This is a genomic window from Paenibacillus sp. B2(2019), assembly GCF_008370385.1.
In the GTDB taxonomy this organism is placed as follows: Bacteria; Bacillota; Bacilli; order Paenibacillales; family Paenibacillaceae; genus Paenibacillus_AQ.
The window spans coordinates 222,361-239,636 of the sequence record NZ_VTZR01000012.1 but is presented as its reverse complement, the minus strand read 5'-3'; the positions used below and the strand labels follow the sequence as shown (position 1 = coordinate 239,636).

The 17,276-nt window shown below is 42.1% G+C and carries 15 protein-coding genes and 5 tRNA genes; 15 read left to right on the top strand and 5 right to left on the bottom strand.

Annotation, left to right across the window (positions count from 1 at the left end; all coding sequences use genetic code 11):
• Positions 1–37: 37 nt before the first annotated feature.
• Positions 38–400: a hypothetical protein gene (locus tag PAENI_RS10665; protein WP_042124766.1), complete on the bottom strand. Its 363-nt coding sequence runs from the start codon at positions 398–400 to the stop codon at positions 38–40.
• Between the two features lie 120 nt (positions 401–520).
• On the opposite strand from PAENI_RS10665, the gene PAENI_RS10660 reads away from it, so the two are divergent.
• On the top strand, positions 521–991 hold the full coding sequence (locus PAENI_RS10660) for a SprT family protein (protein ID WP_081382729.1): 471 nt from the start codon (positions 521–523) through the stop codon (positions 989–991).
• 13 nt (positions 992–1,004) lie between these two features.
• Here the strand turns inward: PAENI_RS10660 and PAENI_RS10655 are convergent, their stop codons facing one another.
• On the bottom strand, positions 1,005–1,643 hold the full coding sequence (locus tag PAENI_RS10655) for a pentapeptide repeat-containing protein (protein ID WP_149645209.1): 639 nt from the start codon (positions 1,641–1,643) through the stop codon (positions 1,005–1,007).
• Between the two features lie 204 nt (positions 1,644–1,847).
• On the opposite strand from PAENI_RS10655, the gene PAENI_RS10650 reads away from it, so the two are divergent.
• Positions 1,848–8,669, top strand: coding sequence for an S-layer homology domain-containing protein (locus PAENI_RS10650; protein WP_188114521.1), 6,822 nt, complete (start codon positions 1,848–1,850; stop codon positions 8,667–8,669).
• Positions 8,670–8,870: 201 nt separating this feature from the next.
• Here PAENI_RS10650 and PAENI_RS10645 read toward each other — a convergent pair whose 3' ends face one another.
• Positions 8,871–9,302 (bottom strand): Lrp/AsnC family transcriptional regulator, encoded by a 432-nt coding sequence (locus tag PAENI_RS10645; protein WP_149645207.1) that lies wholly within the window; start codon positions 9,300–9,302, stop codon positions 8,871–8,873.
• A gap of 126 nt (positions 9,303–9,428) precedes the next feature.
• Between PAENI_RS10645 and PAENI_RS10640 the strand changes: the two genes are divergently transcribed.
• The 10 genes from PAENI_RS10640 (at position 9,429) to PAENI_RS10595 (ending at position 14,502) form a co-directional block, all read left to right on the top strand.
• A complete protein-coding gene (locus tag PAENI_RS10640; protein WP_149645206.1) occupies positions 9,429–10,181 on the top strand; it encodes an MBL fold metallo-hydrolase in 753 nt (250 codons plus the stop codon).
• A 154-nt stretch (positions 10,182–10,335) separates the two neighbouring features.
• A tRNA-Asn gene (locus PAENI_RS10635) sits at positions 10,336–10,411 on the top strand.
• A 7-nt stretch (positions 10,412–10,418) separates the two neighbouring features.
• Positions 10,419–10,507, top strand: a tRNA-Ser gene (locus PAENI_RS10630).
• A gap of 285 nt (positions 10,508–10,792) precedes the next feature.
• Entirely contained in the window at positions 10,793–11,239 is a 447-nt protein-coding gene (locus PAENI_RS10625; RefSeq protein ID WP_149645205.1) for an oxidoreductase, read from the top strand.
• Between the two features lie 179 nt (positions 11,240–11,418).
• Positions 11,419–11,946 (top strand): hypothetical protein, encoded by a 528-nt coding sequence (locus PAENI_RS10620; protein WP_149645204.1) that lies wholly within the window; start codon positions 11,419–11,421, stop codon positions 11,944–11,946.
• Positions 11,943–12,572 (top strand): DUF3885 domain-containing protein, encoded by a 630-nt coding sequence (locus tag PAENI_RS10615; RefSeq protein WP_149645203.1) that lies wholly within the window; start codon positions 11,943–11,945, stop codon positions 12,570–12,572. The genes PAENI_RS10620 and PAENI_RS10615 overlap by 4 nt, the downstream gene beginning before the upstream one ends.
• Positions 12,573–12,591: 19 nt before the next feature.
• Complete coding sequence (locus PAENI_RS10610) at positions 12,592–13,197, top strand: class I SAM-dependent methyltransferase (RefSeq protein WP_149645202.1); 606 nt, start codon at positions 12,592–12,594, stop codon at positions 13,195–13,197.
• Positions 13,198–13,431: 234 nt separating this feature from the next.
• A complete protein-coding gene (locus PAENI_RS10605) occupies positions 13,432–13,890 on the top strand; it encodes a DinB family protein (protein ID WP_076284052.1) in 459 nt (152 codons plus the stop codon).
• A 451-nt stretch (positions 13,891–14,341) separates the two neighbouring features.
• A tRNA-Glu gene (locus PAENI_RS10600) sits at positions 14,342–14,413 on the top strand.
• Positions 14,414–14,419: 6 nt separating this feature from the next.
• A tRNA-Leu gene (locus tag PAENI_RS10595) sits at positions 14,420–14,502 on the top strand.
• Between the two features lie 75 nt (positions 14,503–14,577).
• On the opposite strand, the gene PAENI_RS10590 is transcribed toward PAENI_RS10595, so the two are convergent.
• Positions 14,578–15,201, bottom strand: coding sequence for a nitrogen regulation protein NR(II) (locus PAENI_RS10590; RefSeq protein WP_149645201.1), 624 nt, complete (start codon positions 15,199–15,201; stop codon positions 14,578–14,580).
• 229 nt (positions 15,202–15,430) lie between these two features.
• On the opposite strand from PAENI_RS10590, the gene PAENI_RS10585 reads away from it, so the two are divergent.
• On the top strand, positions 15,431–15,796 hold the full coding sequence (locus PAENI_RS10585; RefSeq protein ID WP_149645200.1) for a helix-turn-helix domain-containing protein: 366 nt from the start codon (positions 15,431–15,433) through the stop codon (positions 15,794–15,796).
• A gap of 83 nt (positions 15,797–15,879) precedes the next feature.
• A tRNA-Leu gene (locus PAENI_RS10580) sits at positions 15,880–15,962 on the top strand.
• 174 nt (positions 15,963–16,136) lie between these two features.
• Here PAENI_RS10580 and PAENI_RS10575 read toward each other — a convergent pair.
• Positions 16,137–16,616 carry a glutathione peroxidase gene (locus PAENI_RS10575; RefSeq protein WP_042124801.1) on the bottom strand — a complete coding sequence of 160 codons (480 nt, stop codon included), beginning with the start codon at positions 16,614–16,616 and terminating at the stop codon, positions 16,137–16,139.
• A gap of 339 nt (positions 16,617–16,955) precedes the next feature.
• On the opposite strand from PAENI_RS10575, the gene PAENI_RS10570 reads away from it, so the two are divergent.
• Positions 16,956–17,234 (top strand): hypothetical protein, encoded by a 279-nt coding sequence (locus PAENI_RS10570; protein WP_149645199.1) that lies wholly within the window; start codon positions 16,956–16,958, stop codon positions 17,232–17,234.
• Positions 17,235–17,276 lie beyond the last annotated feature (42 nt).

The following is a 17,276-nucleotide window of genomic DNA, read 5'->3' as shown; positions in this document are numbered from 1 at the left end:
AGTTAGCATATGGAGAAATGAGCCTAAAGGTGACGATTTACAGAATGCTTTCTGCTTCCTCTTCGTACCACTGCTCTAATTGCGCCTGCAGCGCCCGAATCTCGGTCAGCAGGGAGATGAGTGGATAGTTCTTTTGCTCCTGAACAGAGGCAAAGGCCTGTTCCAATCTATTGATATAATCCAGACCGGACTCCAGGGAGTAATCTTCGCGTAGCAGATCCAATGAATCACACTCAGCAATGGCTAAGGGCAGATCCGGTACATTATCGGCTGTCAGCTTGTCGATTTCTTTGTTTAGACGTAAATTGAGCGCACTTAGCTGGTACGCATATTCCTCGGGCATTTCCACGAATTGCAATTCTTGATGTTGCTGCAAAATTACATACCGCATTTTCGGCATTGGTCATTCTCCCTCCGTACTTGTCTTCCTTCTTGACAGTTTAGCCTATGCACAAGTTACAATTCAAGTAGAGATCTTAATTCCCGTGGAAAGGACTTGTGATAGAACGCTATGGAAACGATGAGCAACGAAGAGCTGCAGCTGTGGATTGAGCAGGTATCACGGGACAGCTTTGGCGTACCCTTTAGGCACAAGGCAAGCTTTAACAGCCGATTATCTTCAACAGGCGGTCGATATTTTACCAAGAGCCATAATATAGAGATTAATCCCCATCAGCTTGCTATGTTCGGCAGAGAAGAGACGGAGAAGATTATAAAACACGAGCTCTGCCATTATCATCTGCATTTGGCGAAGCGAGGGTATATGCATCGTGACACTGATTTCAAAAGACTGCTGGCACAAGTCGGCGGGAGTCGCTACTGTCAGACATTGCCGGGTGCGAAAGCTCGGAAGTCACTACCTTACCGGTACAAGCTGATCTGTACAGCATGTGCTATGGAGTATCCGCGTAAGCGAAAAGTAGACCCAAAGCGCTACCGCTGCGGCAAATGTTCGGGTAAGCTGAAGCTGCTAGCGCTGGAAGTCCAGTAAGTCGAACAGCACGTTATTTTATAACCAGACCCATCAATCCAACAAAGGAAATAGCTTGCTGAGGCGAAATGATACATCCCTCCAAATCTTGTATATCCACGATCAAGCCACTAAACTCGCAGTCACTAAGATCGATCCCGTTAAGCTTTGATCCTGACAATGTGGCTTGATCAATATTACATTCGCTAAAGCTGACTTTCTGGAAATTCGATTGGTAGTAATCAGAGCTCATCAATGAACTATTCTCAAAAGCAACCTGCTTCAGATTAGCCATTCGAAAGGTTGCGAAATCCCCGATACAATCTACCACGCGAACATTCTGGAATCTGCCTCTTGTGAAATCCGTACCGATGAGTTTGCAGTTCCTGAATTCGGTTCGATGAACAATTGCATTCGTAAAATCCACATTGGATAGATCGCATCGCTCAAAAATTACATCCATCAGTTCAATCCCAGTTAAGGACGACTCGATAATCGTAACATTTTTAAAAACCACTTGATCAAAGCTGACTTTATTCGCCTCTTGATTATCAATAACTGTATCGCTTATGCTGCAACGACTGAATTCATCTTTGGTTTGCAGCGAGTATATTTGCTCAGGGAGTAGAGCGTCTGGATCTGATATTTTTGGTGAATCCATTTTGAATTTCATATGTACCTCCATTTAATGAATGCTCGTTTCTAATTAAATTAACTATCTTAGGGTTCAGCAGATTTGTCAATTTTCAGTAGCGCTCAGACCTTTCGGGAGATACGTACAAATACACCTTTTTCTGGATAAAATCACACATCGTTTTGTAAGCGTTACCAACTTAAGATGGAAGGGAAGTCCATATTAGGTAGAGGGGGCACATTTATGAAACGATTCAGGTCCGCGATGGCGGGTCTGCTCGCGATGCTGCTGATTTTCTCAAGCTTGCCTGTGATGGGAATCGGTAGCGGTTCCGTAGGAGCAGAAGGGGTTGGAGGAACAGGCGCAGGGCTAATTCCATCAGGGACAGTACTCATCAAGAATAAGTGGAAAAATAATTTCTTATATGAAACGTCTGATGGTATCGTGCGTTATGGCATGACCAATCCAGCGGACACATCATCGCATTGGACAGTGGAGACGGTAAATGGTCTGTCACGAATTAAGAATATGAAGACGGGCCACTACATTACAATGGCTGGTAATAACGGCAAAGAGGATACACTTAAGGCGGCAGATCTCCAAGGAGCTGGAAGTGTTACGGATCAATGGTTGATCGATACTTCCAATAGAAACGGATACATGATCATCCGAAGCGCGAGCGTGCCTGAGAGTAAGCTGGTTATCCACGAGGAGAATCAGCTTGGTTATGCGCAAGTAAGCTCGGATATCAATATTACGTTTGAGAGTCCACAGTGGGCTTTTATCGATCCTAACGCAGGAACAGTACCTGTACGGTTGGAAAGCCGGATGCGTCCCGGTCAGGTGATGTATGAGGAGAAAGGAAATGTACTTTACGGTAAACAGCCTTTGAAGAATGAGGCTGCCCAGTGGTTTCTTGAGCCGGGTACGGACGACGGAACACTAATGATTCGAAACCGTGAGACGGGTCATTATATTAAGCAAAATGAAGTGACTTGGGCTGGAGTCTTTTCGCAAGAAATCGATCCGGACAAGGTGATGCTAAGTGAATGGGTGAAAGAAGATGCACCAGGCGCGGATGGAGCGGGTTTTATTACCTTAAGTAATAAAGGATTAACCGACGGAATTAAGCCTTTATGGCTGAATCCTCAGTTTGAGGAAGATAACAACGTGCGCTCTAACAGCTGGCCGGGTGAAGCAACCAGTCATAATGCCCAGTGGACAGTTGTCCCTATTTCCGAGTTGCAGCCGGTACGCTTGGCAACTTATACAGATGCACAAGTAGCTACAGATTTCTTGTATGAATCCGCAAACGGTGCACTTAAGCACGGATTAATTGCTCCAGATACTGCTGATTCATCCGATTATCTATGGTATATAGAGGATTATGACGGTAATAAACGTATCCGTAATGCAGCAACTAATCATTACCTTTCGTATAGTGATGGCACAGCCAAGGCTGAGCAGATCAGCGGAAGCCAACCATCGGATCAATGGAATTTTAAAGATTCTGATGATTATGATGATTATCTGACACTAGAAAATGTAGAGAGCAAAGGCATCTATCTATCTACCTTGGGTGGAGACAGTGCTGGAGCAAGTGGGGATGCGACTTCATTAAGCGCCCAGTGGCAGCTTCTAGACCCTAACACACCAACAGATGGCACCATTCCATATTATCGTATTCAAAATGGCTGGAAGTCTTTTTATTGGTATGAATCTGCTGATGGTCTCTTGAAATATGGAAATCTGCAAAAGGATGGCTCCGATCAATGGCTGATTGAGAAATATAATGGCCGTAAGTTATTCAAGAACAAGAAAACAGGCCACTATATTAACACAATGAATATGCCAGATGGCCATATCCAGGTCACTGAGCTTCCAGACAGGAATAATGTGGAGCGAGAATTTATCTGGACAGGTAAAAATATTGGCGACAACACATACGTAATCAGCAGTGTTCTCGACAAGGAACCAAATAAATTCCCTGAGAAGTTCATTTCACTTCAAAATCTCACTAAATACGCCGAGTATGGTGTGATCAATCCAGGCTGGGGCAGCCCACAGTGGCGATTTGTTACGGTTACTGAAAAAAAGCCGGACTTGTTCCGCTTCAAGCTAGACGCTGTAAATGGTGAGGATCAATATCTTAAGGATGGTCCTTTGTTGACTTCTCCAGATGTACTAGAGAAATTGCTAGAATCTAAGACTGTCACCGAAGCTGTCTATGATTCGCAGGACACTGAAGCAGTGGTGCCGCAGGATAAGTCCGAATCTGCAACCGCTGATCCAAATCCTGTAGCTTTAGCTGCTGCGAACGAGGATGTAACAGTAGGTCAGGCTACTTATGGTTCACTTGATATGAATGACGATACCTTTGTCTGGCAGCTGCAAGAAATAGCTGGCAGCAATGGATCTGTGAAGATTAAAAATAAAGGTACTGGACGTTACCTCTCCCTGGAGCATATAGGTGGTGCAGTAGATGAGATTGAGCCTAATGTTGCCGTTCAGACACTGCAAACCGTCTATGATGTATGGGGCAGCATTAAGTGGATTGTGGATATGCAGCCTTCAGGTCTGACTACTTTCAAGAGTGGATGGGCTGGCCACTATATGTATGGGGCTTCTGATGAGAATGGGAATCCGATTATAAAGATCAGTAAGGCTCCCGATGCAGCGGATAGAAACAGTGCTCATTTTGCCGCTGAAGCCGTTGAAGCGATTGCGCCACCGATCCCTGCTTACCCTGTAAGATTTAAGAATGCAAGCAGTGGGGAGTATTTATACGAGAATGAGCACGGAGTTGTTCTGTACGGGCAGCCGTCAGCAGAGAATGGATTCTCACATTGGAATATATCTGTACAGGACGGCAAACAGACGATTATCAATCGAGCAACAGGCCATTATTTAACATTGAATGGAGATTATTCATACTTGGAGAGCAGTAGCGCGGAACCGGCTATAGACGGAGCATCTTCTTGGGAAGTAAGCTTGGCTTCCGATTATACGCACTACACCATTCGTAGTCTCTATGGAGAATACGACGATGAATTAATAAACATTGCGAATAAGACAGGATATGCTAAACGTGCGCTCCTACTAGAGAGTGACGGCTTAGCTCAATGGACACTTGAAGTGGCTCAGCAGGAGTTTACTACTCCGTCTGGAGAACTGCGCAATAACAATACAACAACTCCAGTTCAGAATGATACCAACATTATAACGATCGTGCCGAAAGGGCTGACTGGTAAAGTATTGGCTGAACAAGAAGGGACACTCGTATATGCAGAAGCCTCCGACACGGCGGCTCACTCCCAATGGATCGTCCAAGATGTAAATGGACGTAAACGCATAATGAATGTTCAGACCAAACATTATCTTTCTTTAAATGAAGCAGACCAAGCCGTCTTGTTAGCTTCTGGGGAAACAGAACGTTCCCAGTGGACGCTGGAAGAGAAATTAGGCTACAAGCTCCTGCTAAGTGGGGATAAAACAGCATATCTTACTCACGACGCATTAGCTGTTCAACTTGGTTCTGCTGTGGGAACCGATAGCACTCTTTGGAGCTTCCTGCCTATCCCTACAGATGCTATTTATACAGGAGAAGAAGCATTCCAAGGAGATCATGTTATACGGTTTGCAGTCAATGCCCAGCAAGCCGGTGAATATGATGCCGTTGTTCGTTACAAGAATACTTCCAGTGATGTAACAGATCTGTTGCTTGAGGTGAACGGCCTGAAGGAGTCAGATAAAGTTAACGTGGTCAAGACTTCCTCTTGGAAGACTGTACAGGTGAAGCTGCAGCTGCGTGCAGGAATCAACAGCGTTTCTCTAAGCAACGACAATATCGATTGGAATAAAGTAAGTATTGATAGCCTGACAGTAAAAAATAGCGTGAACAAAGTTTACCGTGGGGCAACAGTTCCTTATATTAGCTATGAAGCTGAGGATGCAGTGACTAACGGAACACTAATCGGTCCTTCGCGGAAATATCGCACTATGGCTTCTGAGGCTTCTGGACGACAAGCCGTCGCCTTGAAGAATACTGGGGACTATATAGAGTTCAAGCTTGCAGAAGCAGCTAATTCTATTGTTCTGCGCTATTCCATTCCGGACAGTTCGGATGGTGCTGGTGCTGAAGAAACATTGACTCTATATGTAAATGGAGTTAAGAAACAGCTTAATTTGACTTCAAAATATGCTTGGGAATATGGTAGCTACCCATGGTCAAATGATCCTCGTCAAGGTAGTGGACATCGCTTCTTTGATGAAATTCATGCTCTGATTGGCGATGCTCCTGCCGGAGTAACCATTCGTTTAGAGAAGGGAACAGGAGACCAAGCGACTTCATACGTCATCGACTTGGTGGATATGGAGCAGGTAGCCCCTGAGATGACTCGCCCTGACGGCTTTATTTCTGTAACGGATTTTGGAGCAGTAGCCAATGATGAGGGAGATGATACCGCAGCCTTTAAGGCAGCGCTTGCCGAAGCGAAGGCAACAGGGAAAGGGGTTTGGTTCCCGGTAGGTACCTTTAATGTCGGAGAGGGTCTGCTGGATCTGGATACAGCCGAAATCCGTGGAGCAGGCATGTGGTATACGGTTCTGAATGGCGCCAAATTTTACGGTCACGGTGGTAAGGTTGGTGTATACGATCTATTGATTGAAGGTGGCATTAATGTACGGGACGATGAAGCGTTCACTAACGCCTTCCATGGTGCTTTTGGCCAAGGCTCGGTCATTCAGAACGTATGGATTGAACATACCAAAGCAGGCTTGTGGTTAACACAACCTATTGGTGAGAAGGCTCGCACGAATGGTCTGTATATGGCAGGTCTTCGAATCCGCAATCTAATGGCGGATGGAATTAACTTTGCTGTAGGCACTGGCAACAGCATGATGGAACAAAGTGACATCCGCTATCCAGGGGATGATGGTATTGCGATGTGGTCGTTCACAGATGCCAAATTGAATGAAGTGAATGGCGCGGAACGGACATTTAGCTATAACAATACGGCACGTTTTAATAACGTCTCACTGCCATGGTTGGCCGATAACATTGTGGTCTTCGGTGGTAAAGATAACAAAGTTCAAGATAACGTGGTAAAAGATACTGTAACTAACGGAGCCGGGATCGCTGTATCTACCCGCTTCTCCGCAGAGCCGTTCCAAGGAACGACTATCGTTGAGCGGAATACATTGCTTCGCACAGGTAGTTATGATTCGGGCTACGGGGTAAACCTCGGTGCGTTATGGCTGTACGCTGGTGAGAGCGACCTAAAAGGAAAAGTACTCATCCGTAACAATACGGCGCTCGACAGCACCTATTCTGGCCTGATTGCCCACGGTAATCTGGAGGGAAGTGCCCTCACGACGATTGATGGAGTTGTTCTGACGAATAATGTATTAGACGGTGCAGGTGCGAGCGGTATAGAAGTAACGAAAAATTTGAAAGGTAACCTGCTCGTCGACAACTTGATTATTCGTGGTGAACGGATGAACCTCCTGTCCAATGCATCTCCTGAATTTAGCATCATTGAACAGAACCAAGGGATAGCCACAGCTGTTAAACCTTTCTCCATCAAGTTAGCAGATGGACAGAGCGGACCTGTTGTACTAGAACAAGGAAAGTCAGCTGTTCTTCAGGTGTTGGACAAAGAAGGAGCGGATATTACTACACAAGCTACACTTAATTTTATGAGCAGTGACATTGCTACTTTTACAAACAACAGTATTCATGGAGTTAAAGCGGGAAGCACAGACTTCACGGTAACTGTTGGCAACGATAAGAGGGTGTATACAGTTGAGGTGGTGTTACCTAATGGTGGGACGGATCCTGTGGATCCGACTGAACCAACGAGTACTCCTGATCCGGCGGGGTCAGTAAATCCTGTTGCACCTGTCGCTATACCAACGCCAACACCAGCTGCTAATCATGATGCGCAGCTAAAAGCTAAGGCGACTGCTGGGCAAGCTCTTATCGAGATTTCAGCTAACGGAGATGGTATAGCTCGCTTTAGCGCAGAAGCTCTACGCAATGCAGCAGCACTTAGCCCGAATGCGGTGCTTCTCATTGCCAGTGGCGATATGAGCTATCGCTTCCCGTTAGGACTCGTGGAGAGCGTGCTGAAAGCTGCACAAATGCCGGCAGGCACTTTAGAGTTCCAACTAAATCCGCTAAGCGGAAAAGGATTGGAACAACTGCTTGCCAAGGCTAAGCAGCAAGGTTTTAATGTGCAAGGAACTCCGGCAAGTGTCACCTTAAAGGTCACAGATGGCAAAAACACTGTACCTGCTAATGGGTTCGGCACTACGTATGTAGATCGTACATTTATGATGGAGGGAGCACTGGTTGCAAAGACGGGAGTAGTCCTTATTTACGATGAGCAGACGGGTTCTTTCCGTTATGTACCTGCATTATTCGAGCTCGTAGGTGGGATGACCAAGGTTACTGTTAAGAGCAGCAGTGCTAGCGGGATATTCGTCGTTGCACAACACCCTGTAACTTTTGGAGATATTTCTTCACACTGGGCAAAGAACGAGATCGAAACGCTTGCCAGTCGACTGATCTTGACCGGACAATCCACAGATAACTTTGCACCTCAGAAGTCTGTTAGTCGTGCTGAGTTCGCGACTATGCTAATTCGCTCTTTTGGCCTAGCCGCTGCGAACACAACGAAGACCTTCAGTGATGTGTCTGATTTATCATGGTATGCTGCAGACACCAAAGCTGCGGCAGCCTTAGGACTGGTTCAAGGCTATGAGGATGGAACCTTCCGTCCGAACGCCCCTATTACACGGGAGCAAATGGCTGTTATGGCAGCTAGGGCACTGAAGCTGTTAAACCTTGGAGCAGGAGAATCGGGAGCTAACCCTGCGACAAATGTATTTACAGATTCATCTGCTATTTCTTCTTGGGCTAAAGAGGCTGTGAATTTCTTAACAGCAAAAGGAATCATGAAAGGCCAATCGGCAGATAGCTTTGCGCCTGGCAGTGATACTAGCCGTGCAGAGGCAGCCGTGATCCTAACTAGATTACTTAAAGCCGCCAGATTATTGAATTAATTTTCTACTAAAAGAGCAGCGATTCTCCGGTAATTGGAGAATCGCTGCTCTGCGTTTTTTTGGACGAAGGCTGTCTGCCTGAACATATTTGGTGATTTTCATGCCAATAGCGGTTATGGGGTCCGTTAGTATGCCAAATATGCGATTATGTTGCCTATAAGGTCAACTGGGTCCGATAGTAGCTTCTTATGCGACACAGCATTATTTTAACTTTCCCATCGATAGATTAACTCTGTAATTTCCGAACTTCAGCAGCTCGTCGAGAAAGTTATTCAAATCCTCTTGGCTTCCCGTACGAACACGTATCCAATAGCAGCCTTCTCCACTGACGCGATGCATTTCTTTTACGCTGTCATGCTGCTTTGCGAATGTTTGAAAGGCTGGATGTACTGTATTCGAACCTAGAAAGACCGTTATAAAGGCATTGATCGCCTCACCAACTTTATCTGGATTCCAGCGGACAGTGTAGCCTTCAATTACTCCGGTGTCCTGCATTTTGCGAATACGTGCGCCCACAGCTTGGCCTGTCATATGCACTTGCTGCCCAATGTCTCTGTGACTGATCGTGGAATCATCAATTAGAAGCTGTAGGATGCGAAAATCCACATCATCTATGGAATAAGAACTCGTCATTATTTAAAATCCTTTCTGCGTGAAAGTAGAACAGGCCAATCTCTTTCCAATCTCAATGTATTCTGTTTCAAGGTCCAACTATAATTAATTGTAGCAGAAGATATCTGAAAGAAAGAAGGGCTTACGATGAAAATACAGCATATTCGCAACGCGACCCTATGGATGGAGTATGGGGGAAGTACATTTCTTATTGATCCTATGTTGAGTGAGCAGGGCGCTAATCCTCCCATTTTTAATACGGAAAATGACCGTCGGAATCCGCTTGTATCGTTACCGGGATCAGTAGACAAATGGCTGAATCCTAATGCAATAATAGTCACGCATCTTCATCCAGATCATTGGGATGCCGCTGCCGTTTCCTTGCTGCCGCATAATCTACCGTTATTTTGTCAGGAGGGGGACAGGGATACCCTAGTAGAGCAGGGATTTGAGAACGTCTCGGAAATCACCGATAAGCTGACATTCCAAGGAGTAACTATAACACGTACCGGTGGACAGCATGGAACCGGAGAGATTGGCAAGCTGATGGGGAAGGTATCCGGGTTTGTCTTTCAGGCGGAAAACGAACCAGTTGTGTATTTGGCAGGAGACACGATTTGGTGTGATGAGGTGAAGATTGCACTCGATGCCTTTAAACCTGAGGTGACGATCGTTAATGCTGGTGGAGCGCAGTTTTTAACTGGAGGTCATATCACAATGAATGAGCAGGATGTCGTAGACTTATGCGAATATGCTTCTTCTACTAAGGTGATCGCTGTACACATGGACGCCATCAACCATTGCCTTGTTACCAGGGATAAGCTAAGAGCTCACTTGGAGAAGGAGGAGCTACAGGATCGAGTACAGCTTCCGCAAGACGGGGAATGGTGCTACGTATAAACTAAAGGGGGGGAGTGATCCCCTCTTAAATCTAGCTAATGGCAGAAATAATGCATGAATTTGAAAACGATCACAAAAATTATTTTACCTGCTTGACTAGACCTTGAAATCATGATAAATTAATTCATGTTCACTTCTAATTTACTTCTAATGTTCCCTGATAGCTCAGTTGGTAGAGCACTCGACTGTTAATCGAGTTGTCACAGGTTCGAGTCCTGTTCGGGGAGCCATTTTTATGGAGAGATACCCAAGTGGCTATAAGGGGACCCTCTGCTAAGGGGTTAGACTGCGTAAGCGGTGCGTGGGTTCGAATCCCACTCTCTCCGTTCTGAATTACATAAGAAGAGCTTCCATTATGGGGGCTCTTTTTTTGTTACGTAAAATTATTTTCGGTTGCTAAATGTGATATATATGGAATTGAGGAAGTACCGGGACAGATCACACGAATGTGTGATTTGTCTTTTTTAATCTGAATTATCAGTGATCAAATTCAATATTTTGGAAGGTGAATAGAGTGGAAAAGGCGAATGTTTACTTGTTAAGTTTCATGAATCCAGCTATATCAGCTAACGCAACATTCATATTACTGAAAGAAATTTAACGGAGGGAACATGAAAACTATAAATCAATTACAAACTAAACCTTCAAGTAGATATGATAGTTTTGATCCGGATCAAGAAGGAAATAAAAATACCAAATTTGCTGACATAATAATTGATGGCAGGTCTCTTTATCAAATGCTGAAAAGACATGACATGGTTCCATCCCTCGGGTGGGGGAGTGAAGAGCATCAAAGGAAAATGATTAACTATTTTTTATTAAACCAAATGCATGAATATATGTACTACAGATACCCAATATTAGTCTGCCCTTGGTGTGGAGATGAAGAGTGTGGCTTTATATCCGTATTTATTGAGAAAGAAGAGGATCTTATCATATGGAGAGATTTCAAACTGGAACCCAGCAATAAAGCTATTGATGTTGGGCCTTTTTATTTTAAATGGGATGAGTACGAGAAAGTTATAAATGAGACTTTTGGGATTGCGGGGATTCAATGAAGTGATTTTGTGCTTTTCAGGGAATTCTTCTAATAACACAGCATTCACACTGTGGAAGCTAACGGCTATTCGGTTTGCAATACCTGAAGCAAGGGACCGAAATATTATTTGCAATTGGAGATAATCATTAAACAGCTTTGATAATTTTTGGTGGGAAGGACGAAAAGAGGTGTTCTTTTTTGAACGAACGAGAAGTTAGTTATGTAACTTATACTCAGAAACACCGAGATATCATAATTACTGGGGCAACTGCTATTAACGATTTTTTGAATAATAAAGATGTCTCTGAAAAGAGAAGTCTATTATTTTGTTTGGACATGTACTTGGATCCATATTTCGGCTATGAATTGTCTTATTTTGATGAAATCATCTTACTCCTAGAAAAGCACCTACTCTTTGATCATTGTAAAGAAATCAAACAAGATATTCTACAATTACTAAATGACTACTCAAAAAATAAGTTGGATTATTTAGCCGATCATATAGAAGAAATAGAATTTGAACTTCTTGCAGATGCATTATATGCATTGAGTAATACTTTTAATAAAGAATATATCCCGGTTTTTATTTTGTTTGAAAATCACCAAAATCAAAATGTAAGTGATACTGCAAAAAATGCACTAATAGAGCTCTCAAAAAAAAATTGTGAGAGTGTCGCTTGCAACTGTTGCAATGAGAATAGAGAAGAAATACCGGATGCCAAATGATACAAGAAATTTTTGAATATATTGATAATAATTTTCCGGATTTTGAGAGTGATATACATATTAGATTTGAGTTAGGTGAACCATTCCGAAATGGATCAAAACGAAGAATTAAACAAGTAAACAAAAGAGTGGTAAAAATATTTGAAGAAACATTTAATCAAAATGATTTTATTTATGTCCTGATCAAAGATTGGGGTGACCAAAATGATCCTATGTTTGGAAATACAACATCTAAATATATTTACAAGCTTATGAATGGACAGATAATTGAAGAGAGAACATTATTCGAAGTAGATGAAGATGAAGATGAGGATGATGAGGGGAAAAGATTAGAAATTAAACATGAATATCAGGTTAAAGTATCTGCGGGGTTAGTCTCTACTTTTCCATACATAGAAATACTTGAAGGTATTAGTCACTATGAGCAAGGGAGAGAACCTTCAATAGGTCAAAGTGTATATTTTATTAGTAAAGATAAGGATATTATTTTTTATATGTATGATGATAGAGGATGTATCATTCATGCCAGTTCTAAAGATCAATTAAGACCTCTTTATTTTAAATATAATGATTGGATAGTGAATTATCATAGAGAGTATTTTGATAATTTATTCAAGGAAGTATAATCAAAGGAGAGAAACAACTATGGAGCTTTTTAAACAAATACCATTGTACAGATTTTTGGCATTATGTAATGAAAGTGGCATGGAAAAGACCATATTAGATTGTGGGGCAGGAGGGGATACGCCTCCACTAAGTTTGTTTGCGAATTATGGTTACACTACATACGGAATAGAAATGAATGTTGAGCAATTGAACAGAGCTAATCAGTTCGCGGCAGAAAGAGGACAGAATTTAAACATACACCAGGGCGACATGAGACAGTTGGCAATAAGTGATGAGTCGATGAGTTTCGTGTATTCTTATAACTCTATTTTTCATATGAGAAAACAGGATGTAAAAGAAGCAATAAATGAATTGAAACGGGTGCTAAAACCTGGTGGATTATTATTTGTTAATTTTTTAACCCTTAAGGATTTTCGAGTCGGCGATGGAGTGGATTTGGGAGAAAATCAGTATGAACAATTGGAAGACGACGAATTAGTAATACACTCTTATTATGATTATCATGAAGCGGATTCTATGTTTGATGATATGCAATTAATATATAAAGAAGATCGAGTGCTTGAAAGAAAGTTTGAAGGCGAATGGATACGACAAGGATTTATCGATTACATATATAAAAAATAGCAAATAATGCATTCACATTGCAGACCATAAGCTCTTGGATTGACAGCTTCGTTTATCTACGCTGTTCGAACGTCAGGAATGTGCAATGCTATGGGGAATTAGCGTAAATTAATAAGTACGATGGAGATCTGATAATGTCTAAATCATCTCTTGTAAAGCGGGTTACTAATATTGCTCGCAATTAAATGTGGATACTTTCAAGAGGGTTATGATGATAAAAAAGGAGATGTGCCAATGAATAACAGATCAGATTTGCTAAATCAGTTTAAGGAATGGAATGGATTTGTTCTAGAAATTATTGATTTAGATTGGAAAACACCCATCGCTGAAGGAAAATGGACAATTCATGATGTTGTTAGTCATATTATTTTATGGGATAAATACTTCTATGAATCGACGATAGAACCGATAGCATGTGATAAAGCGATAACACTTCAACTTATTGATTACGATCAATTCAATAATGATGCTGTTACATATGGTAAGACAAAAACCAAAGATGAATTAATAGAATTGACTATGAAGTATCGTAACTTACTATTAGATTGTATAAGTAGCCTTGAAGAGGGGAAATACTCGGGAAAATATGTTGACGGAAGGTTTTCCTTTGAGTCCTATTTAAAGGATTTTATATCGCATGACCGGCACCATATGATGCAGATTAAAGAATTAGAATTAAAAGGGAAAATGTGAACAGCTTACAGCCTATTCTCCTTCCGTTTATCGGTTGGGAATAAGCTTTTTTTTTGTATGTAACAATGAGACACAAATGTTATATCCAATCTAGCAGCCTCCTTAATATCTCTCGTTCTTACACAGACAGCTATACTTTCGTTTACACATCAAGGGGAAATGTCTTATTATAACGGTCTTGCGGTGTGAATCTTTCTATCGAACTTATTCGTTTCGAGGATCATGGTCCTAGAAGGAAGCTTCTTTATGTTCATGAGATACACAGCACTCCAGGGAACAATATGAGGAGATAAAGGTCAGAATTAGATCTGATTGGGATATAGAGATGGATAGAGATGATTGAAGAATCGAAGAATGCTACAGGCTGAAGTGGTGTGAAAAAAAAGTGCTTGCCATGTCTTATTATTTCTGGTATCATAATTTTTGTTGTCACGTTAGACAACCTTGCTAAGGCCCGTTGGTCAAGGGGTTAAGACACCTCCCTTTCACGGAGGTAACATGGGTTCGAATCCCATACGGGTCATATTATGCGGTAGTGGTGGAATGGCAGACACGCTATCTTGAGGGGGTAGTGGGTGTATACCCGTGGAGGTTCGAGTCCTCTCTACCGCATACAAATAAAAAAGTAAGAAATCCTTTGCTTCGCAGAGGTTTTCTTACTTTTTTTTATAGGGTTAGACAAGTTGATTAGTTCTTGAAGGCTCTTGCATATTGGGGATAGAGCTGTCTGACACAGTCTGGGCAAATATCATGGGTGAATTGCAGAGAAAGCTGATGTTTTAAAAAATGTTCAATGTTGATCCATTCATCCTTAGAATTTCGAATGGATTTGCAGGAAGCGCAGATGGGGATTAACTCTTGTGTTGGCTGACATGTCGAACAGATGCTTGTGATCCCCGACATCTTAGTTCCTTCTATAAATACACCCAAATCATATAGAGAAATTATAAAAGCAGCTTCTAGGTAATAATCAGAGAGCAGCGGATAGATTTCCAAACGAAAGATTCGCGTCCCTTTATAGGCGGTTTGTATGATCAACTCAGAGGTATAAATCTGTTGCTCTCTGCGGAGTATAATTTTCACCGAATCATAAAGCTTGGCCCATTGATTGGAATCGATGATCACATCTTGCAGAAGCTCCGAATAATAAGCTCCAATCCATTGTTTGTGAGGGGAGAGGCCGTATTCATGACTAAATGCTTTCCACTTCCTGTTGGTGAACTGGATAACTCCTTGGCTGTTGATGACCACTGCATTGTGCGGCAGATATTCAAGTGAATGGATAATGGAAGATGATAAGCATTTTGACAAAAGTCACCGCTCCCTCCTAGAGATCCTTCGGGATGACATGTTAATTAAGGGGGTCAGACGGCATTACATCAGACACTTGTCACCTGAGCGCCTCTTATCGTCACTCTAGCCATATGATATAATCGGATAATACATAGTAACACCAATTATATACTTTTTTGCGTTATTTCGCAATAGGTAATTACTTAAATAAGTCTTTTTTTATTTTTTTGTGAAGGGCGGTTTACGGATGCAGACCATATACGAACGTATAGAGTACTTAATTAAGCAAAAAGGTCTCACCAAGAAATCATTCTGCGAGCAGTTAAATATAAGCACAGGTAATATGGGAGATTGGAAGCGGGGCAAATCTACTCCGGGAACACATAAATTAATTGAGATCGGCGCTTTTTTTCATGTAAGTCTGGACTGGCTTATTTTAGGTAGAAATACATCTGAAATATTGAAAGAGAGCAATGAGGACTATGATTTCGGAGAAGCGAAGTTGAATGAAGATCGAACGAATGAATTGCTTCCAGAGGAAAAGGAATTCATTAAAGAATACCTAGCATTCACTGAATATCGTAAGCAGAAATGGGCCGACGAAAATTCTTAAATCAACGCCTTTACATTTCGGGGAAGTACATTTATAATAATGAATGTTGACCTCAAACAAAGTTTTATGTTTTATCTCACCGCGCGGTAGTGGTGGAATGGCAGACACGCTATCTTGAGGGGGTAGTGGGTGTATACCCGTGGAGGTTCGAGTCCTCTCTACCGCATACAGAATGACGAAAGAAGCCTTGCGATGCAAGGCTTCTTTTTTATGCTTAACGAGCAATCGGAAAGCTGTATTTTCGTATTTGGATAATGACAAAAAGGATACTGACCGCATATCACCTAGTGGGCTGAGTGATGTGGCCAGTATCCTTTTTTTAAATTTCTTATTGAATGGATTATTTCAGAAGCTTGGAGATATAGGATTCGATCTGCTGAGGAGTAGTTTTAGGAGCAAAACGCTTAAGGACACGGCCTTCTTGATCCACCAGGAACTTGGTGAAGTTCCATTTCACGCTTTTTGAGCCTAGAACACCAGGTGCTTCCTTTGATAAGTATTTGAATAATGGGTGTGCTTCATCACCTTTTACATCAATCTTCTCGAACATTGGAAAAGTTACCCCATAGTTAATCTCGCAGTATTCTGCAATTTCATCACTTTCGCCAGGCTCTTGGCCAGCAAACTGATTGCTTGGGAAACCAAGTACTTCGAATCCACGATCCTTAAATTTCTCGTACACTTCCTGAAGCCCTTTATACTGAGGCGTAAACCCACATTTGCTAGCTGTATTCACAACAAGGAGTACTTTACCTTTGTACTTGGACAATGATTCTTCTGCACCCCGAAGAGTGTTGACCTCAAAATCATAAATACTCATGGATGCCACCTCCTTTGTAATTCCTAATTTTAATTTATCGCAATTTAATTGTACACTATTTATGAGGGTGAGCCAAATAAGAAAATTCTATGAACCATTAACGCCCATTCGGTTTATCAAATCACAGTAAAATGAATGATCATAAATTAAATGTATCTGTATATATTTTATGGAAATAATGACTGAATAAAGGCGTTGATCAGAAAAGAGCAATAAATAGCCTCCGTGTTAGGCGTCTTTGGTTGACATCACTCTTAAAATTCTTTAATATGTCTAAGTATCTGAGAATATGTTGCGTGTGCAATTTACAACCAAAAATTTAAATAATGGGTGATGAAGATGTCTTACAGACCGAATATTACGAATGTGACCAAAGCCAGCAGCAACGATAAGGAAGGATTGTACGAGTTCATTATCAAGCTTGCTGATGGAACGGAGTGCCGTGCGTTTTATAATCGGGTTCCGGAATGGAAAATGACGAACATCAGCCGCCTGCTTAAAACTCCATGTCCAATTTGCCGCAAAGATTTCATCTGTAAATGCATGGAGGCATTCACTGCTGATTTCGAAGGACAAATGATCGGCGATCAATGGATTGAAAAGGCAATTGCTGAATAATTAAAGAACGGTACATGTTGGCGCGGGATTTCTATCCCGCGT